Consider the following 18,384-nt stretch of genomic DNA (forward strand, 5'->3'; position numbering starts at 1 on the left):
GTGGTAAGATAGTCGAGTAAAAGTTATGCGAAGGACATGATTCTCATATCCCTGTGTACCAGAGAGAGGTGGATGCTGGAAACACCTTACATATATATTAGAATTACCCCCTTTAAACTGATTTGTCGAATTCATAGTAGGCAAATACGGTGTGCCCCGTTATCGGCTTAATGAAGTGAATTAACTATACAAATAGATGGTATGGGTAATTAACTAGGGTGGAACCGCGAATGATCTTCGTCCCTTGTTGTAGGGGATAGAGGGTCTTTTTTTATTGGTGAAACTGACCTCGCCCCAGTGATTATCTATGATATATAATTGGAGGAATTATTATGGCAGACGTAAAAATTATTTTACCTGATGGTAGCGCTAAGGAATATGCTGCTGGCACTACTTTAGGTGAGGCTGTTAAACAATTGTCCAATAGTTTGGCAAAAAAAGTATTGGCTGCTAATGTGAATGGCGAACTAACTGACCTTCGCGAAGAACTTGTGGATGGTAGCGAAGTAGCATTTTTAACTTTTGAAGAAGATGGTGGTAAACATACTCTTCGTCACACTGCTTCTCATATTTTAGCGCAAGCTATTAAACGTTTGTGGCCTGAAGCAAAATTAGCTATCGGTCCTGCTATCGATAAAGGTTTCTACTACGATATCGATATGGAACACGTGCTCGTACCAGAAGATTTGTCAAAAATTGAAAAAGAAATGAGCCGTATCGTAAAAGAGAATCTACCTATTACTAAATCTGTTATGTCTCGTCAAGAAGCGATTGAATTCTTTACATCTAAACATGAAGATTACAAAGTAGAATTGATTCAAGATCTTCCAGAAGATGCCATCATCTCTTGCTATAGCCAAGGAGATTTTATCGACCTTTGTGCAGGCCCTCACGCAGCATCTACTGGTAAAGTGAAAGCTTTTAAATTGCAAAGCATTGCTGGTGCATATTGGCGCGGTGATGAAAAGAATAAAATGTTGCAACGAGTGTACGGCACTGCATTTGAGAAAAAAGAGGATCTCGAAGCATATCTTCACCTCTTAGAAGAAGCAGCAAAACGAGATCACCGTAAACTTGGTAAAGAATTGGATCTCTTTGTTATCAAAGAAGAAGGCCCTGGGTTCCCATTCTTCTTGCCAAAAGGCATGGCCCTCCGCAATGCGTTGGAAAACTTCTGGCGTGAAGTGCATCATGAATTTGAATACGAAGAAATTCGTACACCAATCATTTTGAACAAACAATTGTGGGAAACATCTGGTCACTGGTTCCATTACCGTGAAAATATGTACACTACAATGATTGACGAAGCAGAATATGCTATTAAACCAATGAACTGTCCAGGCGGCATTTTGGTGTACCAAAACGAAATGCATTCCTATCGCGATTTGCCACTTCGCTATGCAGAATTAGGCCTCGTTCATCGTCATGAATTGTCCGGTGCATTACATGGTTTGTTCCGCGTTCGCGCGTTCACTCAAGATGATGCACACGTATTCATGTTGCCGTCCCAAATGCAAGACGAGTTGATGAAAGTTATCGAACTTTTCGACCGCATTTATAGTCAATTCGGTTTGAAATACCATGTAGAATTATCTACTAAACCAGATAATGCAATGGGGGATGATGCTATTTGGGAATCTGCCACAGAAGCACTTCGCAATGCTATTGAAGCGAAAGGTATTCCTTATGTAATCAATCCTGGTGATGGTGCATTCTATGGTCCTAAACTAGATTATCACATTGAGGATTCTCTTGGCCGTACATGGCAATGTGGTACTATCCAATTGGATATGAACTTGCCTGAGCGATTCCAAATTGAATACACTGGTGAAGATGGACAAAAACATCGTCCTATTATGATTCATCGTGCGTGCTTCGGTTCTATGGAACGTTTTATCGGTATTTTAACTGAACATTACGCAGGGGCATTCCCAACTTGGATGGCACCAGTACAAGTGAAAGTATTACCAATTAGCGAAAAACATGTAGAATATGCTAAACAATTGGCTAAACAAATGCACCACGATTACATTCGTGTAGAAGTAGATGACCGCAATGAAAAGATGGGTTACAAAATCCGTCAAGCACAAATGTCTAAAACTCCATACATGCTCGTTGTAGGAGATAAAGAAATGGAAAATGGCGAAGTAGCGGTGCGTCGTTACGGTTCTGACGAATCTAATACTATAGCATTTGATCAATTTGTAAGTCATATTACATTAGAAATTGAAGAGCGTAAAAATAATTTATAATAGATGAGCAATACTTATAAGAGTCTACTGCATTAAATAATTAATCATCTAAATTATTAATCATACAAAAAAAATGAATTAAAAACAAGGAAATCCATATATTTATGTTTAATATATAAATATATGGATTTTTATTTTTTACTCTTGTTGATGAGGAGGTATGTATGCCAAAAGAAGTATTTATAGCCTCAGGTATTGTATTTGGCATTGTCTTTGGTTTTTTATTAAAACGAAGTCGATTTTGCGCGGCTGGGCTAACGCGGGATATAGTATTAGAAAATCGATGGCATAATGCTGTATATATACCCGCTATTGTCATGATGGAAGCCTTTATTTATTTTTTGATGGTAGGCAGTGATGTGATTCCAGGACCGAAAATGGCTGATTTTTCTTTATTTCGCATCGGCCTTGGTAGTTTAATGTTTGGTATAGGAGCCGTTTTATGTAATGGTTGTATAGTGAGCTCTCTCTTAAAATGCGGAGATGGGCGACTCATTGGATGGATTTCAGTGCCTATTTTTACATTAAGTGCGTATATTGCAAAAGGTGGTTGGCTAGCATCGACGACTAAATCGTTAGATAAAGTATGGTCGGTGCCTGATACATTGCTAGCCAATTTACCAATATCGCCTATTGTACTGGCTGGTGTTGGAATGATTATTATGTTGTGGGCTTTGCGGTATGTGTATAATACAACGAAATTAGGATTTACTATTCCAGGGCGGTATGCTGGATGGCGGCATATAGTATTTGAAAAAATTTGGCCTAAAGAAATGGTGGTTATGCTCATCGGTATCTGGATGGCTTTAGGATTTTTATTTTCTAATTGGGCTGGTCGCAATGGTGGATTTGGCATTACGACACCTCTTGTGAGCTGGTTTGAATTTTTTACTGCTGGTAAATCTTTGGGGTGGGCATCTTTATTTGTACTTGGTATTATAATGGGTGCTTTCATTACGGCTTGGCTAGGTGGTGAGTTTACTATTGTAAAACCTCGCTTACAATCTATTGTTTTGACCGTTATTGGTAGCGTACTGATGGGAATTGGTGCTGTATGGGCATCAGGGTGCTTTATTGGCAATGTTATGGTAGGTACTGCACAGTTTTCTATGAAAGCTTGGTATTCTACGATTTTTATTGTTAGTGGCGTTTGGTTAGCTACTTTCATAATGATTAAAATGCGTACATTTACTAGAAATTAGGAGGCAGACTATGAAAGACATAATTGTTATTGATACAAAAGGATTGGATTGCCCATTACCACTAATGGAAATGAAAAAAGCCTTGGCTACAATGGAAATAGGGCAAGAATTAATATTAGATTTTACATGTCCAGAAGCAGTTGTTAATTTGCCTAACTATTGTAAAGAACACAAACACACAGTATTAAGTTTAGACCGCTCAGATACTTGTTGGACTATTAAAGTTAAGAAATAAGAATATATAGCGTTTGCATGTTTGAAGTAGATGCGTCATATGAGTAGTTTATAAAATAAAAGAATCAGTTCTGTAAGAATATATCTGTACAGTCCCTCTAATGTTAGACCTAAGAAATCTAACATTAGGGATTATAACAAGAATATATCTTAAGAGCTGATTCTTTTGATTTATGTATTGATACTTTTGTCTAATAACCTACATTTGGCAGCGTTAGTTAAGAGAGACCAATCCAGTGCCAATAGGTTAATGTAAATACTAGCATCATAAGGTATCCTATAATTGTCATTGGAATACCGGTGCGCATAAATGTTTTTACATCGAAGGTGTCTGTGCCGTACGCAACCATACCTTGTGGGGAATTTACTGGTAATACGAGGCCGAAGCAGATAGCATATTGCATGAGCATGGTTACGCCCAGTGGATTAAGACCGTCTGCATCATGACCCATTACGATGGATATGACAATAGGAATCATAGCCGATGAAAGAGCCGTAGCAGAGGCGAATCCTAAATGGATGACGATGAGAAATGCTGCCATAATGGCAATGAGTAGGAATATGCTAGCTGTTTCGAGGGAAAAGGCAGATACAAATACATGGGCAAGCCAAGTGGCAGCTTTTGTTTTTAGTAATACTGAACCAAGACCGATGCCAGCGCCAAACATAACGATGGAACCCCAGTCGATGTTAGGTTGTGCAAATTTCCAATCCATAATGCCTATGCCAGGGAAGAAGAATAAGGCTATAGCAATAATCGTTGTCGTAGTTGTATCGATAGTGTGTAATTTTCCTCCTGTAGCCCAAAGGAATAATAGTCCAATAGAGATGGCTAGCAATTTTTTTTCATTAAGGCTCATAGGTCCAATTTCACGTCGCATATTGGCAATATGTACATCGCCGCCTTTGAGCTCTTTAAATTCAGGTTTAATGAGCGCTTGAGTTACAAAATATAAGATAGTCACCATTAACATAGAATAAGGGGCTGCAGCAAGTAGCCAATCAATCCACGGAATCGTTGTATTCATTTGGGTTTGAATAAAACCAACGGCTACTAGATTTTGGGCTGCTGCTGTTTGGATCATAATATTCCAAAACGTGTCGGCTTGTGTAGCGCCTACCATGAGTAAAGCTGCTACTTGACTTTTTTTGTTAATACCTAAGCTTTCAACAATACCAATGATAATGGGCGCTAAACAAGCGAGGCGCGCCGTTGCACTAGGGACGAAGAAGGCGAGAATAAATCCTGTAATAATGACACCGAGATAAATGCGACTTACTTTGGTGCCTACAGCGGATAATACGTTTAATGCAATGCGTCGATCTAGTCCTGTTTTGCGCATAGCCACAGAAATAAACATAGCCGCGCCAACGAGAACCATAGCAGGAGAAGAGAAACCAGAAATAATGAGTTTCAATGCATTAGAAGTGCCATACAATTTGGCAGGTGCTTCGGGATTGGGGGAGAATCCTAATAATAGAGCTGTAAGAGCTGTAATGATAGTGGCGCTTACTGGGTAGGATACAGCAGAACTCATCCAAAGAATGATGGCGAAAGTGAGGATGCCAATCATGCGATGACCACCAGTGGATAATGTGTCTGGACTCGGCAGTGCTAATATAATGCCTAGCACAAGAAAGGCTAAGACGAGGCCTATATTTTGCGCTTTTGTCCTATTCGTAGTAGATGTAAGCATAGGAATACTCCTTTCAAAATTAACTATAACCTATTTTTATTGTATCATGAAAATTTGTTGAGTTTTGTATACATGAGTAATTTTATACAACAACATTCAAAACTATCAGATCTATGAAACTAAAAGTATAGTTAACTGTTTTGCATGGATGTGTGATATATTTTAAGTATCTTACTCATTTTGTTGACAACTCCATGAGGATTTGATATTATAGTTAAGTAATTGATGAAGCAGAGGCCATCCGCCACTCACCTAATGTCATGAAGCACTAGGTTTTATACTGAACGAACGTATTACGGATGGTGTATGCCATCCGTATTTTTTATATTCTCTTGGAGGTGAATGCTATTAGCAAGGATACACCGCGTATTAATGAAGAGATTCGCGCGCGAGAACTTCGGGTCGTAGGTCCTGAAAATGAACAAATCGGTATCATGTCAGCTCGTGAAGCGTTGGCTTTGGCTGAAGAAAGACAACTCGATCTCGTGGAAATCGCACCAAATGCGAAACCGCCAGTAGCTCGTATCATGAACTACGGTAAATATCGTTATGAGCAACAAAAACGTGATAAAGAAGCTAAGAAGAAACAAAAAGTAGTGACTTTGAAAGAAGTGAAACTACGTCCACATATCGAAGACCATGACTTCTATGTTAAAATGAAAAATGCCTCTAAGTTCTTAGGTGAAGGTAATAAAGTCAAGGTTACAATTATGTTCCGTGGCCGTGAATTATCACACCCAGAACTTGGTATGGCAGTGTTAACTCGTTTTGCAGAGGAGTTAAAGGAAACTGCTTCTATTGAAAAGGCAGCTAAATTAGAAGGTCGTAATATGACCATGATTTTAGTAAGTAAGTAATTTTGGAGGATTCAAATTATGCCAAAAATTAAAACTCGTCGCGCAGCGGCTAAACGTTTCAAAGTAACTGGTACTGGTGAATTCAAGCGTGCGAAAGCTTTCAAAAGCCACATTCTTGAAAAAAAATCCCCAGCTCGTAAACGTAATTTACGCAAAGCAGCTTTGGTTAGCAAATCCGACTACAAACGCGTAGTTAAATGCTTACCATACGCTTAATCGTTACGAATTATAAGATATTTTAGGAGGAACATACAATGGCAAGAGTGAAAAAGGGCGTTACAGCTCATGCACGTCATAAAAAGATTTTAAAATTAGCTAAAGGTTACCGCGGTACTCGTTCTCGTTTGTTCAAAAAAGCTAACGAAACAGTAATGAAAGCATTGTACTACGCTCGTCGCGACCGTCGTGCGAAAAAACGCGAATTCCGTCAATTGTGGATTGCTCGTATCAATGCAGCAGCTCGTATCAATGGCACAACTTACAGCCGTTTCATCGCTGGTTTGACTAAAGCAGGCGTAGAAGTGAACCGTAAAATGTTGGCTGATATTGCAGTTAACGATGCAGCAGCTTTCGCTAAATTAGTAGAAGTAGCTAAAAACGCTTAATCGCTGAATTTATGAGGACTCTCCCATGGAGAGTCCTTTTTGCTAATTTGAAATACCATCATTGTTGCACTATCAATGACTCTATAAGCATACACTTTGATTGTATTCATTAAATAGGAGATATATTATGCAAAATGAATCTAAATTTGAAGGATCGGTTTTAGGTTTTATCGGATACAGCTTGCTAGCTACATTAATTACTACATGTACTTTTGGCATTGCTTTTCCTTGGGCGGATGTGATGTTTCAAAGCTGGATTTGCCGTAATACCATTATTGATGGTCGCCGACTCTATTTCGATGGCACGGGTGCGCAATTGTTTGGCAACTATATTAAATGGTTGATTTTAACCGTTATCACCTGCGGTATCTACGGTTTTTGGATGTTTAACAAAATTACCCATTGGAGAACGAAACATACGCATTTTGCGAATTAATTGAATAGTGAAAAAGCTGCTTTTCTATGTGTATTAATTTCACATAGGGAAGCAGCTTTTTTCTCATATAGCAATTTATTTAGTATTTACTTAGTCCGTGTTTACCAAATCGATATAACACGATAGCAATGATTAAATTTACCACGAATAGTCCTGTAAAGAATGTCAACGCCGTATCGTAGCCATAGCCATTTTGTTTAAAGTAGCTAATGAGCATAGGTCCAGCAATACCTGCCAACCCCCAAGCCGTTAAGATACGACCGTGGATAGTGCTGAGTTGGCGGATGCCGTATAGATCGGCAAGGTACGCTGGAATGCAAGCAAAGCCACCGCCGTAGCAGGTGATAATGAGCAGTACTAGTATTTGGAATAAGAATGATTCTGTAGTGTGTGATAAATACCAAAAGGCGATGATTTCTAATAGGAAGAACAGAATATAGGTGAACCCACGACCGATGTAATCGGAAATCGTGGACCACAGAATACGGCCGCCACCATTGAATACGCCGATAATGCCAACCATGGATGCCGCTTGCGCCGACGTCATACCGATGACCTCTTGTGCCATAGGAGATGCTACAGCAAGCAAACCGATGCCACAGGTGATATTGATGAAGAAAATCCACCATAATGCACCGAACTGCCATGTTTTAATAGCTGCGTTGGCAGTCATACCTAGATTGGATTCGTAGGTGTTTTTGTCATTGGTATTAGGTTGTGTTTTGGTCTTTGTATTATTATTATTATTATTACAAGAATTTCTTTCTATATCAGTAGATTGGTGAATCTTTGTTGTGGCAGATTTAGTTGACGTAGTAATTACAGGCGGTTTTAAATATAATGATGAAAGCCCCATAATGATAATATATACAACACCGAGGATGAGGAAATTATTAATAATCCCTACAGTAGCTACTAAATATTGCATAACGGGGCCAGCGATGAGAGCGGCGAAGCCAAAACCCATGATGGCAAGCCCTGTAGCAAATCCAGGACGTTTAGGAAAATATTTTACCAGTGTTGATACAGGCGTAATATATCCGATGCCTAGACCGATACCACCAATGACACCGTAGAAGAGGTAGAGCAGGGTTAAACTTTGTACAGATAGGGCATAGGCAGTACCTAACAGACCGATACCAAAGAATAAAGTGGATAATAAACCACTCTTCTTAGGGCCTATGCTTTCAGCAAAACTACCTAAAAAACCAGCGGATAAACCGAGTAATAAAATAGCGATGGAAAACGTCCACGTCGTTTCCGCCAAGGTGAACCCCATTTCATTCATAATAGGACGAGTGAGCACACTCCAAGCGTAAACACTGCCGATGGAAATATGGATGCCAATAGCAGCTAATGCAATAAGCCAACGGTTTCTCATAAGAAATACTCCCTTCATAATTACACTTGTAATATTTCGAAGCTCTTACAAAGACGGATACTTGCTGATAGAAGAGGTACTTACAGGGGAATTTACCTCAAACTACACGCAAAAAAACGTCTGAGCAATCGCTTTGCCCAGACGGTCGGCCTTCGCACACATGTGCGCTACTGTGCATGTAGTTAATTCTACTTATCCGTCAGCCCAGTAGGTATATTATACGTTTAGTCTAACAGGAGAGAGGGTGGCGTGTCAATGAGGAATATCGAAAATATTGGAAGTTGAATGATGTTTTAGTTTTCTTAGAATTTATGTTACACTAAATACATAAAGAGAGCCTTTAATGTGAGGTGGCATTAGGCTCATCTGCAAGCTTCAAAATATGATGACCCTAGCGTGTAAATGTTAGGGTCATTGTACTATGTTAACTATAAAGGATGTCATATGGTAAAGGGAAAGAATGTAAATATATTTTTGCTAGATGGTGAAGTTACTGGTCGGATTAAATGCACATTGGCGAATTGGACAGGACTAGTGTATAAAATACCAAGATCATTACTGGCAGAATCTAGAAATATAACTGCTTTACATCAAAGTGCGATTTATATGTTATTTGGCACAGATGACAATAACGAGCCTCTTGTATATATTGGGCAAGCCGGTATTAGAAAAAATGATGATGGTGTATTACGTCGATTAATGGAACATGATACTGATGATAGTAAAGATTTTTGGACAGAAGCCATTGTGCTAACTACTTCTAATGATAGTTTTGGTCCAACAGATTTAAACTATTTAGAAAATAGATACTATAATTTAGCAAATGAAATTGGTCGATATAAATTGTTCAATACTGTTGAGCCTAGCATGGGTAATGTAACAGAAGAAAAAGTGAGTGAGCTAGAGGGATATGTTGAGTTTTCTAATCTACCTATTGGTTTATTAGGTAAAAAACTATTAACACCTATTGATGAAACTAGTGATAGTTCTAATGAAAGCAATCAGATTTTATATTTATCCCAACGAGTGGGAAAAGAAGAGATTCTTGGATATGCTAAAGAAACAAATGAAGGAATTTTACTTTTAAAGGGGAGTAAAATATCTCATAGATGGGCGCCCAAATTATCTAGTATTTTGAAGAAACGAAGAGATGATGCTAAAAAAGATGAGAATAATATATTAATAGAAGATATTATGTTTAGTAGTCCTTCTGCAGCAGCTATTTTTCTAATAGGGCAAAGCTCTAATGGTTTAACTCTCTGGAAAAATGAAAGTGGTGTCACTTTAAAAGAATTGAGAAATAATAGAAGTAATTTCTAAACATGACTGAAGCAGGTATTGACATTTGACTTTATACACGGTATATTTATCTTAATAAATATACCGTGTAATTTTTTTACATGGAATAATGAGAAGCGAAAAGAGGTGCAGTATGTATATTCAAGATGTGTTTCACAGCAATACCGGTATATCTCAATTCAGATTAGAAGAATCTAATAGTGACAAGGCCGTTTTATATACCTTGTATGGTCAAAATGAATTGAGCAAAGATTTATTTAGAGGCCCTGAATATGTTGTAGCGTGCAAACAAATAAAATTATTACGTACAAATAGTACTCTCCATGAAGGAGATTTAGTATTTAGTACTATATCTGGTGAGGCTACCGTAGTAGGGGCTGACCATGAAGGATATATTTTGACGCAGAATTATGTGCGTATGGTGCCAGTGCCACAAAATGTAGTAGATACCAAATATATAGCCTTTCTTATAAATGAAAGCCCAGAGATTAAGCGCTATTTCAGACAAAACTTACAAGGCAGCCAAGTTGTTAGATATAGTCTTAACTTGTTAAAAAAGGTGCCATTACCACCGTTACCAAGCATTGAGAAACAGCGTATTATCGGTGATATATATTATAAACAATTGAAATTACAAGCGTTACAACAGCGTGTAGCTATCAATCAAGGTACCATAAAGATGGCTATGCTACGAGGGGTGAACTAATATGACAGAATTAGAATTTGAAAGCCAATTAATAGAGCAATTGTCTACAGGTCTAGTTATGGGGAGTGGTCCGATAGCTCGTGAAGGCAAAGCTTATGGTAATATGCAGGTTTACAAGAGTAAATTATGGAAATGTGAACCATCGATTAAAACAACGCAAGATTTATGGGATAATTTCCGACACATTTTGTATCAGTTAAATCAACAAACATTAGATAAACCATTAAGCGATACAGAATTTGGTCAAGTGCAAAAGGTCATTAATGAATTATATACGCCATATCAAGCAGGACAATTTTTATATGGTATTAATGGTGTATCTCAAGTGGAAGTTGATTTAGATGATGGCCGACATGTATTTTTGACCGTGTTTGATCAAAAACAAATTGGCGCAGGTAATACAGTGTATCAAGTAGTGAGTCAAATTCAACGGCCTGCTAAAATTGCAGGGCGTCAAGATAGACGCTTTGATACGACTTTACTCATTAATGGATTGCCTATCATTCAAATCGAAGAAAAAGCGGAGTCCCATTCTGCAGATGAAGCGTTAAACCAAATGCACCAATACATTCAGGAAAGTCAGTATTCTGATATTTTTTCTACTGTACAAATTTTAGTAGCCATGACGCCAAACCACATCAAGTATATGGCTAATACTACGGCGGATATGTTCAATAAAGACTTTGCCTTTGAGTGGCAAAATCCTAATGATAATAAGATTGTTAGAAATTGGACCGCCTTTGCTGATATGTTCCTCAGTATTCCTATGGCACATCAAATGTCTACACAATTTACTATTTTGGATGGTACGCAAAACAAGCAAATGCTTAAGGTTATGCGTCCTTATCAGGTATATGCAACAAAAAATGTGTTAGAAAAATTGAAACACGTAGACTTTGACCTGCCTAATAATAAAATTGGTTATGTATGGCATACAACAGGTTCTGGTAAAACTATCACTAGCTTTAAAACCGCATGGCTTGCCAGTCGATTGCCAAATGTAGAGAAAGTCGTATTCGTTGTTGACCGCGTAACTTTGACTAAACAAACAGAAGAGGCGTACAAAGCTTATGATCCAGAAGGGTCTATTGAATTTGAAGGTAAACAATTCGATACAGTCAGTGGCACTGAAAATACGACAGCACTTAAACGGAGATTAAATGAAAAAGGCTATGGTATTATCGTTACATCTGTACAAAAACTAACAACCTTAATTAAACGCAAAGATTTTGTTGTGCCTAATAAACATATCGTTTTTATCGTTGACGAAGCTCATCGCTCTACAGGTGGTGAAAGTTTTGAAGAACTACAAACAGTCTTTAAAGGTGCGGCTTGGGTAGGCTATACAGGAACACCGCAATTCGAAGAAACCGTAGGTAAAAAAGGTACAAAAACACATGAAGTATTCGGTGATTTGCTGCATGCCTATACTATTCGTGAAGCCATTGCAGATAAAAATGTGTTAGGTTTTAAAGTTGATTTTGAAACAACCATTGACGAAGAACAGATGAAAACAGTGTACTTGCCATCATTTTATAAGAATAAATACCCTAAATGGAGTGCAGAGGATATTAAGCGGAAAATTGACAATTTGACACCAGATGATATGGACGATATGGTAGAACCTAGTTTCTATGATAATAATCCAGACCATGTGCGATTAGTGGTAGAAGATATTTTTAAAAATTGGCGTAATCGTTCTAATAATGGAGCCTATAATGCGATGCTCACCACTCATGTAGGGGGGAACAAACCGAGCACACCGATGGCGATGATGTATTTTGATGAATTTGAACGTGTTAACAAAAAACGGGCGTCACAAGGCTTGCCAACCCTCAAGGTGGGGATTAGTTTCAGCATGTCCACCGATAATGGTGAAAGCCAGCTTGAAAACAACAATGGTTTGCTCCGTGCTATACAACACTATAACGCCATGTTTGGCACTAGTTTTGGATTAGATGATGTAGCAGGATATACGCAAGATTTGACGACTCGTATTAATCGAAGCGCTCGGGATGGTCAATTTTTAGATATTGTCATCGTCATCGATCAATTGTTAACAGGTTTTGATGCACCTAAATTAAATACATTATATGTGGATCGGACGTTGAAAAATTCTTTGCTTATCCAAGCCTATTCTCGAACTAACCGCATTGCTGATAACCAAGGCAAGCCATGGGGTCGTATTGTTAATTACCGCTGGCCAGTACAAAACGAAAAACTCATGAACCGCGCATTGAGTATTTATGCTAATAAAGACTCTGCTTATGTACAAATCACTATTCCAACGACGGATGGGGAAGGGACTGGTGGACTTATAGGTATTGGCTTATTAGCTAAAAACTTTAAAGCGCAGTTTGATGAGGTTAAACAAGTTGTAGATCGTTTAGCAGATATAACCGATACTTTTACAGAAGTGCCACCTAGTGAGTCGAAACAGGAAGAAATGTTCAATCTCATGAAAAAATATAGTATGGGTATGTCTAAATTGAAACAATACGATCCTGAACAAGTGAATGGTGAACAAATTGGTTTTGACTATGATAACCCTGATGAGTTGATTATCATGTTAGGCATGACTGTTGAAGAAGAAAAAATGCTCACTACTTCGTTATATAACGATTTGAAAGAACGCATTGCAAAAACACACGATGTACCGGTGGCGCAAATCGAACTACGCATGACTCATGTGAAAGATGTGAGCGTCAATTACGATTATCTTACTGAATTAGTAGAAGCGTTGATGAATGCTGTTCATGAGAAGCGGATGGACGATGCGCAAACATATCGTGATAAAATCAGCGACTTTGCCCTCTCTTTGGATGATAGACAATATGCGAAAAGCATTAATAAAGCAGCTGATGCTATTATCAAAGGCGAATATCCACCAGTAGGGGCAAATATTACATATCCGATTCAATTAAAATCGAGTAAAGATATTATTCGTGATGCTAATTCGATGATTATTAAAGACGAAATCTTTAATTTCCGATTACAATGGGGGATTATTGATGTTATCAGCAATGATGAATTATTAGAACTGTTCAACCGTCATACCTATGGCAAGCAAGATTTAGATACGACTGGTCGTATTAGCCAATTAAAGAAGGATGCTCGTGGTGAATACCAAAGTAAAGCACAAGATGCAAATGTATTAGCTTTGAGCAAAATTAAATACGGCAATGAACTGGTATCTGAGTTATATACATTCGCCGACACCTATGTGAGTGAAAGATAGAATTGCAATTGTTATACAAAGGAGGTTGCAATGAAAGAAGAAAAACGAAGAGTGCCGAAACTAAGATTTCCTGGGTTTACGGAAGATTGGGAACAGCGTAAGTTAGGTAGTATTGGCTCAACATATACTGGATTATCAGGTAAAACAAAAGAAGATTTTGGGCACGGTGAGGCACAATATATTACATATTTAAATGTATTTCAAAATACAGTCTCGGATATAACTATGACTGATAAGGTGGAAATAGACACAACACAAAATGAGGTGAAATACGGGGATGTATTATTTACTACATCATCTGAAACACCAGAAGAAGTTGGTATGTCCTCAGTATGGCTGGGAGTTTCACCTAATACTTATTTAAACAGCTTTTGTTTTGGTTTTAGACCTAATCAGAAAATTAATCCATATTTTTTAGGGTACTCATTACGTTCGCCATATATGAGAAACAAGATTAAGATTCTGGCTCAAGGTATATCACGGTATAATATTTCAAAAAATAAAGTAATGGAACTTGAGATCAGCGTGCCAAATAATGAGGAACAAAAGTTATTAGGGGCCTTCTTACAGCGTATTGATTTGATTATTACCCTTCATCAGCGTAAGCTTGAAAATCTAAAATTAAAGAAAAAAGCGTTGCTTCAGAAACTTTTTCCGAGAAATGGGGAGTGTTATCCAGAGCTTCGTTTTCCAGGATTTACTGATGCTTGGGAACAGCGTAAGTTTCTGGATTTATTAGATGCACAATATGGAATCAGAAGAGGTCCGTTTGGTAGTTCGCTAAAAAAAGATTCTTTCGTAAAGAAATCTGATTATGTAGTATATGAACAACAAAATGCCATATATGATAACTATGAAACTCGTTATTTTATTTCAAAAGAGAAATATAATGAGTTAATTCGGTTTAATATACAACCAGGCGATTTTATTATGAGTGGTGCAGGGACTATAGGTAGAATCTCAATGGTTCCAGATGGCATAAAAAAGGGGGTCTTTAATCAAGCGTTAATTAGATTTAAAGTGAATAAGGACTCTATTAATCCACTATACTTTCTTAAGTTTATGCAGTCAGATATGATGCAAAAACAGTTGACACAAGCAAATCCTGGATCTGCTATGACAAATTTGGTTCCAATGGATGAGTTAAAAAAGTGGGATGTTACTATTCCATCACTTGAAGAACAAAATAAGATAAGTACTTTTATAAATCAAATAGATGAGTTTATTACCCTTCATCAGCGTAAGTTAGAACACTTACAATTACAGAAAAAAGCGTTGTTACAACAGATGTTTGTATAAATAAAGGAGAAAATGTATGGCTGAGTCAAAAGCACAAAATATTTCTAGCCAATTATGGGCTATTGCAAACGATTTGAGAGGCACAATGGATGCTAGTTCTTTTAAGGATTACATTCTACCGTTCTTGTTCTATAAATATCTTTCTATCCATCAAGAAGCTTATATTATCGATAATTGGGGGTATGATGAGTCGGATGGATTAACTGTTAATGAGTTTTATAAACAGGCTGTAGAGGAAAATGGTTTAGATGAATGCTTGTTAGATATTGCAGGTACATTAGGCTATGCTATTAATCCAGAGGATACGTGGGCTACGTTAACAGAACATATTCATAATGGCGAAGTAGTTCCTAGTGATTATCAACGTTTGTTTGATAATTTCAATAAAAATGCTGAAATTAATAAAGAAGCAGCCGCTGATTTTAGAGGTGTGTTTAACAGTGTAAACCTTGGTGATTCTGGATTGGGATCTACCCTTACAGGCCGTACTAAAACATTGAATGCTGTTGTCACCAAACTCGATGAAATTGAGTTTAAGGATGAAAGCGGAAAAGATATTCTTGGTGAGATTTATGAGTATCTAATTGGTAAATTTGCCGCCAATGCAGGTAAAAAAGGTGGCGAGTTTTACACACCTCATGAGGTTAGTGTTATACTATCTAAATTAGTTACCGAAGACTTGGACGGAAAAGAAGATACTTTCACAGTCTACGACCCTACAATGGGCTCTGGTTCACTGTTATTGACGGTTCGCAATGAAGTTCCTAATGGACATCGACAAGGGGCGGTGAGTTTTTACGGGCAAGAATTGAATACAGTAACGTACAACTTGGCTCGTATGAATCTCATGATGCATGGTGTAACGTATAATAATATGACGTTGCGCAATGCTGATACGTTAGGCAGTGATTGGCCAGATGGACCAGATGCAGATGGTATTGACCGCCCACGTTCCTTTGATGCGGTTGTAGCAAACCCTCCATATTCTGCTAAATGGGATAATAATGAAAGCAAGTTAAAAGATCCTCGTTTTGCTGAATATGGTAAATTAGCGCCTGCATCGAAAGCAGATTATGCTTTCATCCTACATAGCTTGTATCACCTCAACAACGAAGGCACAATGGCCATAGTATTACCTCATGGCGTATTATTCCGCGGTGCTGCAGAAGGTAAAATTCGTCAAACCTTGCTAGAAAAAAATTACCTTCATGCAGTAATAGGATTGCCAGCGAACCTATTCTATGGTACAAGCATTCCTACTACAATTCTTGTATTTAAAAAGAATCGTACTACCCGTGATGTATTATTTATTGATGCTAGCAACGAATTTGAGAAAGGTAAAAATCAAAACAATCTTAGCGAAGAAAACATTGCTAAAATTATTGAAACATACCGTAACCGTCAAGACGTTGATAAATATGCACACCTTGCAACTATGGAAGAAATTAAGGAAAATGATTACAACCTTAACATTCCACGCTACGTCGACACATTCGAGGAAGAAGAAGAACTCGATCTTGATGAAATCAATCGCATGATTGCCAAAGACAACGAAGAAATCGCACAACTAGAAAAAGAAATAGCCGAACAATTAGCCCTATTAGGTGTCAAAATGTAAGGAAAAGAGGTAGAAATGACCTAATAGAGCATTTCTACCTCTTTTTGTGTGCTTGGGAACAGTGTAAGTTGACTGATATTGCTAAAACTTTTATTGGATTAGTTACAACAATGACAGAAAATTATAGAGATAGTGGTACATTGCTGATTCGTAATTCAGATATAAAAGAAGGACAGTTTATATTTTCCGAGAAACCAATCCATTTAGATGAAGAGTTTGCAGAGAAGAATAAAACAAGAAGATTACAAATAGGTGATGTGGTAACCGTACACACAGGTGATATAGGAACCTCAGCTGTAATTAAGGAGAAAGAGGCTGGTGCTATTGGATTTGCTACTATAAATACACGCACGGATAAACGTATTCTAAATCCATATTTTCTTTCTACTTATTTTAATACTGAAAAACATAAATGTTATGCAAATAGTGTTTCTACTGGTGACGGTAGATCAAATTACAATATAAAAGACTTTAATAAATTAGTAATTTCTATTCCAACTTTGGATGAACAAGAAAAAATTTCAGCCCTTATAAATAATATAAACACTATTATTACCCTTCATCAGCAAGAGCCATTTCTATATGGGAACAGTGTAAATGGTAGGGTAGCATTATGTTAACAATAGATAAAAAATCCGAACTATTTTATATTTATTATGAAAAATGGATACGAATTTATAAAGAAGGGGCGATTCGTGATGTAACCATGCGCAAATATGAAATTACATTGTTATGGTTAAAGCGATTGGTGCCTGAGTTGAGGCTTTCACAATTAAATAGAATATCATACCAGCAATTATTGAACGATTATGCAGAGTTTCACGAACGACAGACGACAATGGATTTTCATCATCAGATAAAGGCAGCCATATTGGATGCGGTGGATGAGGGATTCATTGACAGAGATCCGACGAGAAAGGCTATTATTAAAGGTCGTACCCCAAGGGAAAAGAAGATAAAGTATCTAAACCAATTTGAGTTACATACTTTGTTAGTAAATCTAAAGTTAACACCAGAGATTAATTGGGATTGGCTGATATTAATTATCGCAAAAACAGGAATGCGATTTTCAGAGGCGTTAGCATTGACGCCAAAAGATTTTGATTTCCCGCATCAGGCGTTAATTGTAAATAAAACCTGGGATTATAAAGGTGATGGTGGATTTTTACCTACTAAAAATCGCTCATCTGTTAGGAAGATTCAATTGGATTGGCAAACAATTATCAAATTTTCGGAGCTGATAAAAGGGTTACCTGAAGATAAGCCTATTTTTGTAAATGGTCGCGTGTTTAACTCAACAATTAATGGTATTTTGGAACGGTATTGTAAAAAGTTGGGGATTCCTGTTATATCAGTCCATGGGTTGAGGCATACACATGCCTCGTTATTACTATTTGCAGGTGTGTCAATCGCCAGTGTGGCAAGACGATTAGGACATGCTAGTATGACTACAACACAGAAGACCTATATTCATATTATTCAAGAATTAGAGAATAGAGATATTGATTTGGTGATGCGGTCATTGGCTGGACTAGCGTGATGGAATTTTTGTAGAAATGG

At 37.5% G+C, this 18,384-nt stretch carries 16 protein-coding genes, 1 riboswitch and 1 other annotated feature; of the genes, 14 read left to right on the forward strand and 2 right to left on the reverse strand.

Annotation, left to right across the window (positions count from 1 at the left end; genetic code table 11):
- Nucleotides 1-16: 16 nt before the first annotated feature.
- Nucleotides 17-248 (forward strand) — a binding site (T-box leader).
- 84 nt (nt 249-332) lie between these two features.
- From thrS to EO120_RS02040, 3 genes are all read left to right on the forward strand, one after another.
- Entirely contained in the window at nt 333-2,252 is a 1,920-nt protein-coding gene (gene thrS / locus EO120_RS02030; protein ID WP_127133843.1) for a threonine--tRNA ligase, read from the forward strand.
- Nucleotides 2,253-2,416: 164 nt separating this feature from the next.
- Entirely contained in the window at nt 2,417-3,454 is a 1,038-nt protein-coding gene (locus EO120_RS02035; RefSeq protein WP_127133844.1) for a YeeE/YedE family protein, read from the forward strand.
- A gap of 10 nt (nt 3,455-3,464) precedes the next feature.
- Nucleotides 3,465-3,689, forward strand: a complete 225-nt coding sequence (locus EO120_RS02040) for a sulfurtransferase TusA family protein (RefSeq protein WP_127133845.1) — start codon at nt 3,465-3,467, stop codon at nt 3,687-3,689.
- A 217-nt stretch (nt 3,690-3,906) separates the two neighbouring features.
- Here the strand turns inward: EO120_RS02040 and EO120_RS02045 are convergent, their stop codons facing one another.
- Nucleotides 3,907-5,385 carry a DASS family sodium-coupled anion symporter gene (locus EO120_RS02045; RefSeq protein WP_127133846.1) on the reverse strand — a complete coding sequence of 493 codons (1,479 nt, stop codon included), beginning with the start codon at nt 5,383-5,385 and terminating at the stop codon, nt 3,907-3,909.
- Nucleotides 5,386-5,684: 299 nt separating this feature from the next.
- Here EO120_RS02045 and infC point away from each other — a divergent pair, with 299 nt between their 5' ends.
- The 4 genes from infC (at nt 5,685) to EO120_RS02065 (ending at nt 7,283) form a co-directional block, all read left to right on the forward strand.
- Nucleotides 5,685-6,242 (forward strand): translation initiation factor IF-3, encoded by a 558-nt coding sequence (gene infC / locus EO120_RS02050; protein WP_206512456.1) that lies wholly within the window; start codon nt 5,685-5,687, stop codon nt 6,240-6,242.
- Nucleotides 6,243-6,260: 18 nt separating this feature from the next.
- Nucleotides 6,261-6,458, forward strand: coding sequence for a 50S ribosomal protein L35 (rpmI, locus tag EO120_RS02055; protein WP_127133847.1), 198 nt, complete (start codon nt 6,261-6,263; stop codon nt 6,456-6,458).
- A 38-nt stretch (nt 6,459-6,496) separates the two neighbouring features.
- Nucleotides 6,497-6,847, forward strand: a complete 351-nt coding sequence (gene rplT, locus EO120_RS02060; RefSeq protein ID WP_127133848.1) for a 50S ribosomal protein L20 — start codon at nt 6,497-6,499, stop codon at nt 6,845-6,847.
- A gap of 127 nt (nt 6,848-6,974) precedes the next feature.
- Complete coding sequence (locus EO120_RS02065; RefSeq protein ID WP_127133849.1) at nt 6,975-7,283, forward strand: DUF6693 family protein; 309 nt, start codon at nt 6,975-6,977, stop codon at nt 7,281-7,283.
- Between the two features lie 79 nt (nt 7,284-7,362).
- On the opposite strand, the gene EO120_RS02070 is transcribed toward EO120_RS02065, so the two are convergent.
- Nucleotides 7,363-8,664, reverse strand: a complete 1,302-nt coding sequence (locus EO120_RS02070; RefSeq protein WP_127133850.1) for an OFA family MFS transporter — start codon at nt 8,662-8,664, stop codon at nt 7,363-7,365.
- 128 nt (nt 8,665-8,792) lie between these two features.
- Nucleotides 8,793-8,881: riboswitch (ZMP/ZTP riboswitch) on the reverse strand.
- Between the two features lie 227 nt (nt 8,882-9,108).
- Between EO120_RS02070 and EO120_RS02075 the strand changes: the two genes are divergently transcribed.
- The 7 genes from EO120_RS02075 to EO120_RS02105 all read left to right on the forward strand — a co-directional run bounded on the left by EO120_RS02075 (nt 9,109) and on the right by EO120_RS02105 (nt 18,364).
- Nucleotides 9,109-9,984 carry a GIY-YIG nuclease family protein gene (locus EO120_RS02075; protein WP_127133851.1) on the forward strand — a complete coding sequence of 292 codons (876 nt, stop codon included), beginning with the start codon at nt 9,109-9,111 and terminating at the stop codon, nt 9,982-9,984.
- Between the two features lie 112 nt (nt 9,985-10,096).
- Nucleotides 10,097-10,669, forward strand: coding sequence for a restriction endonuclease subunit S (locus EO120_RS02080; protein WP_127133852.1), 573 nt, complete (start codon nt 10,097-10,099; stop codon nt 10,667-10,669).
- Nucleotide 10,670: 1 nt separating this feature from the next.
- Nucleotides 10,671-13,907 (forward strand): type I restriction endonuclease subunit R, encoded by a 3,237-nt coding sequence (locus tag EO120_RS02085; protein ID WP_127133853.1) that lies wholly within the window; start codon nt 10,671-10,673, stop codon nt 13,905-13,907.
- Nucleotides 13,908-13,937: 30 nt separating this feature from the next.
- Nucleotides 13,938-15,206, forward strand: a complete 1,269-nt coding sequence (locus tag EO120_RS02090; RefSeq protein ID WP_127133854.1) for a restriction endonuclease subunit S — start codon at nt 13,938-13,940, stop codon at nt 15,204-15,206.
- Nucleotides 15,207-15,222: 16 nt separating this feature from the next.
- Nucleotides 15,223-16,824 carry a type I restriction-modification system subunit M gene (locus tag EO120_RS02095; protein ID WP_127133855.1) on the forward strand — a complete coding sequence of 534 codons (1,602 nt, stop codon included), beginning with the start codon at nt 15,223-15,225 and terminating at the stop codon, nt 16,822-16,824.
- Between the two features lie 44 nt (nt 16,825-16,868).
- A complete protein-coding gene (locus tag EO120_RS02100; RefSeq protein WP_277600321.1) occupies nt 16,869-17,444 on the forward strand; it encodes a restriction endonuclease subunit S in 576 nt (191 codons plus the stop codon).
- Nucleotides 17,438-18,364, forward strand: a complete 927-nt coding sequence (locus EO120_RS02105; RefSeq protein WP_127133857.1) for a site-specific integrase — start codon at nt 17,438-17,440, stop codon at nt 18,362-18,364. Before EO120_RS02100 ends, EO120_RS02105 begins: the two co-directional genes overlap by 7 nt.
- The last annotated feature ends 20 nt before the right edge of the window (nt 18,365-18,384 follow it).

Source organism: Veillonella caviae (genome assembly GCF_003992125.1).
GTDB lineage: Bacteria > Bacillota > Negativicutes > Veillonellales > Veillonellaceae > Veillonella > Veillonella caviae.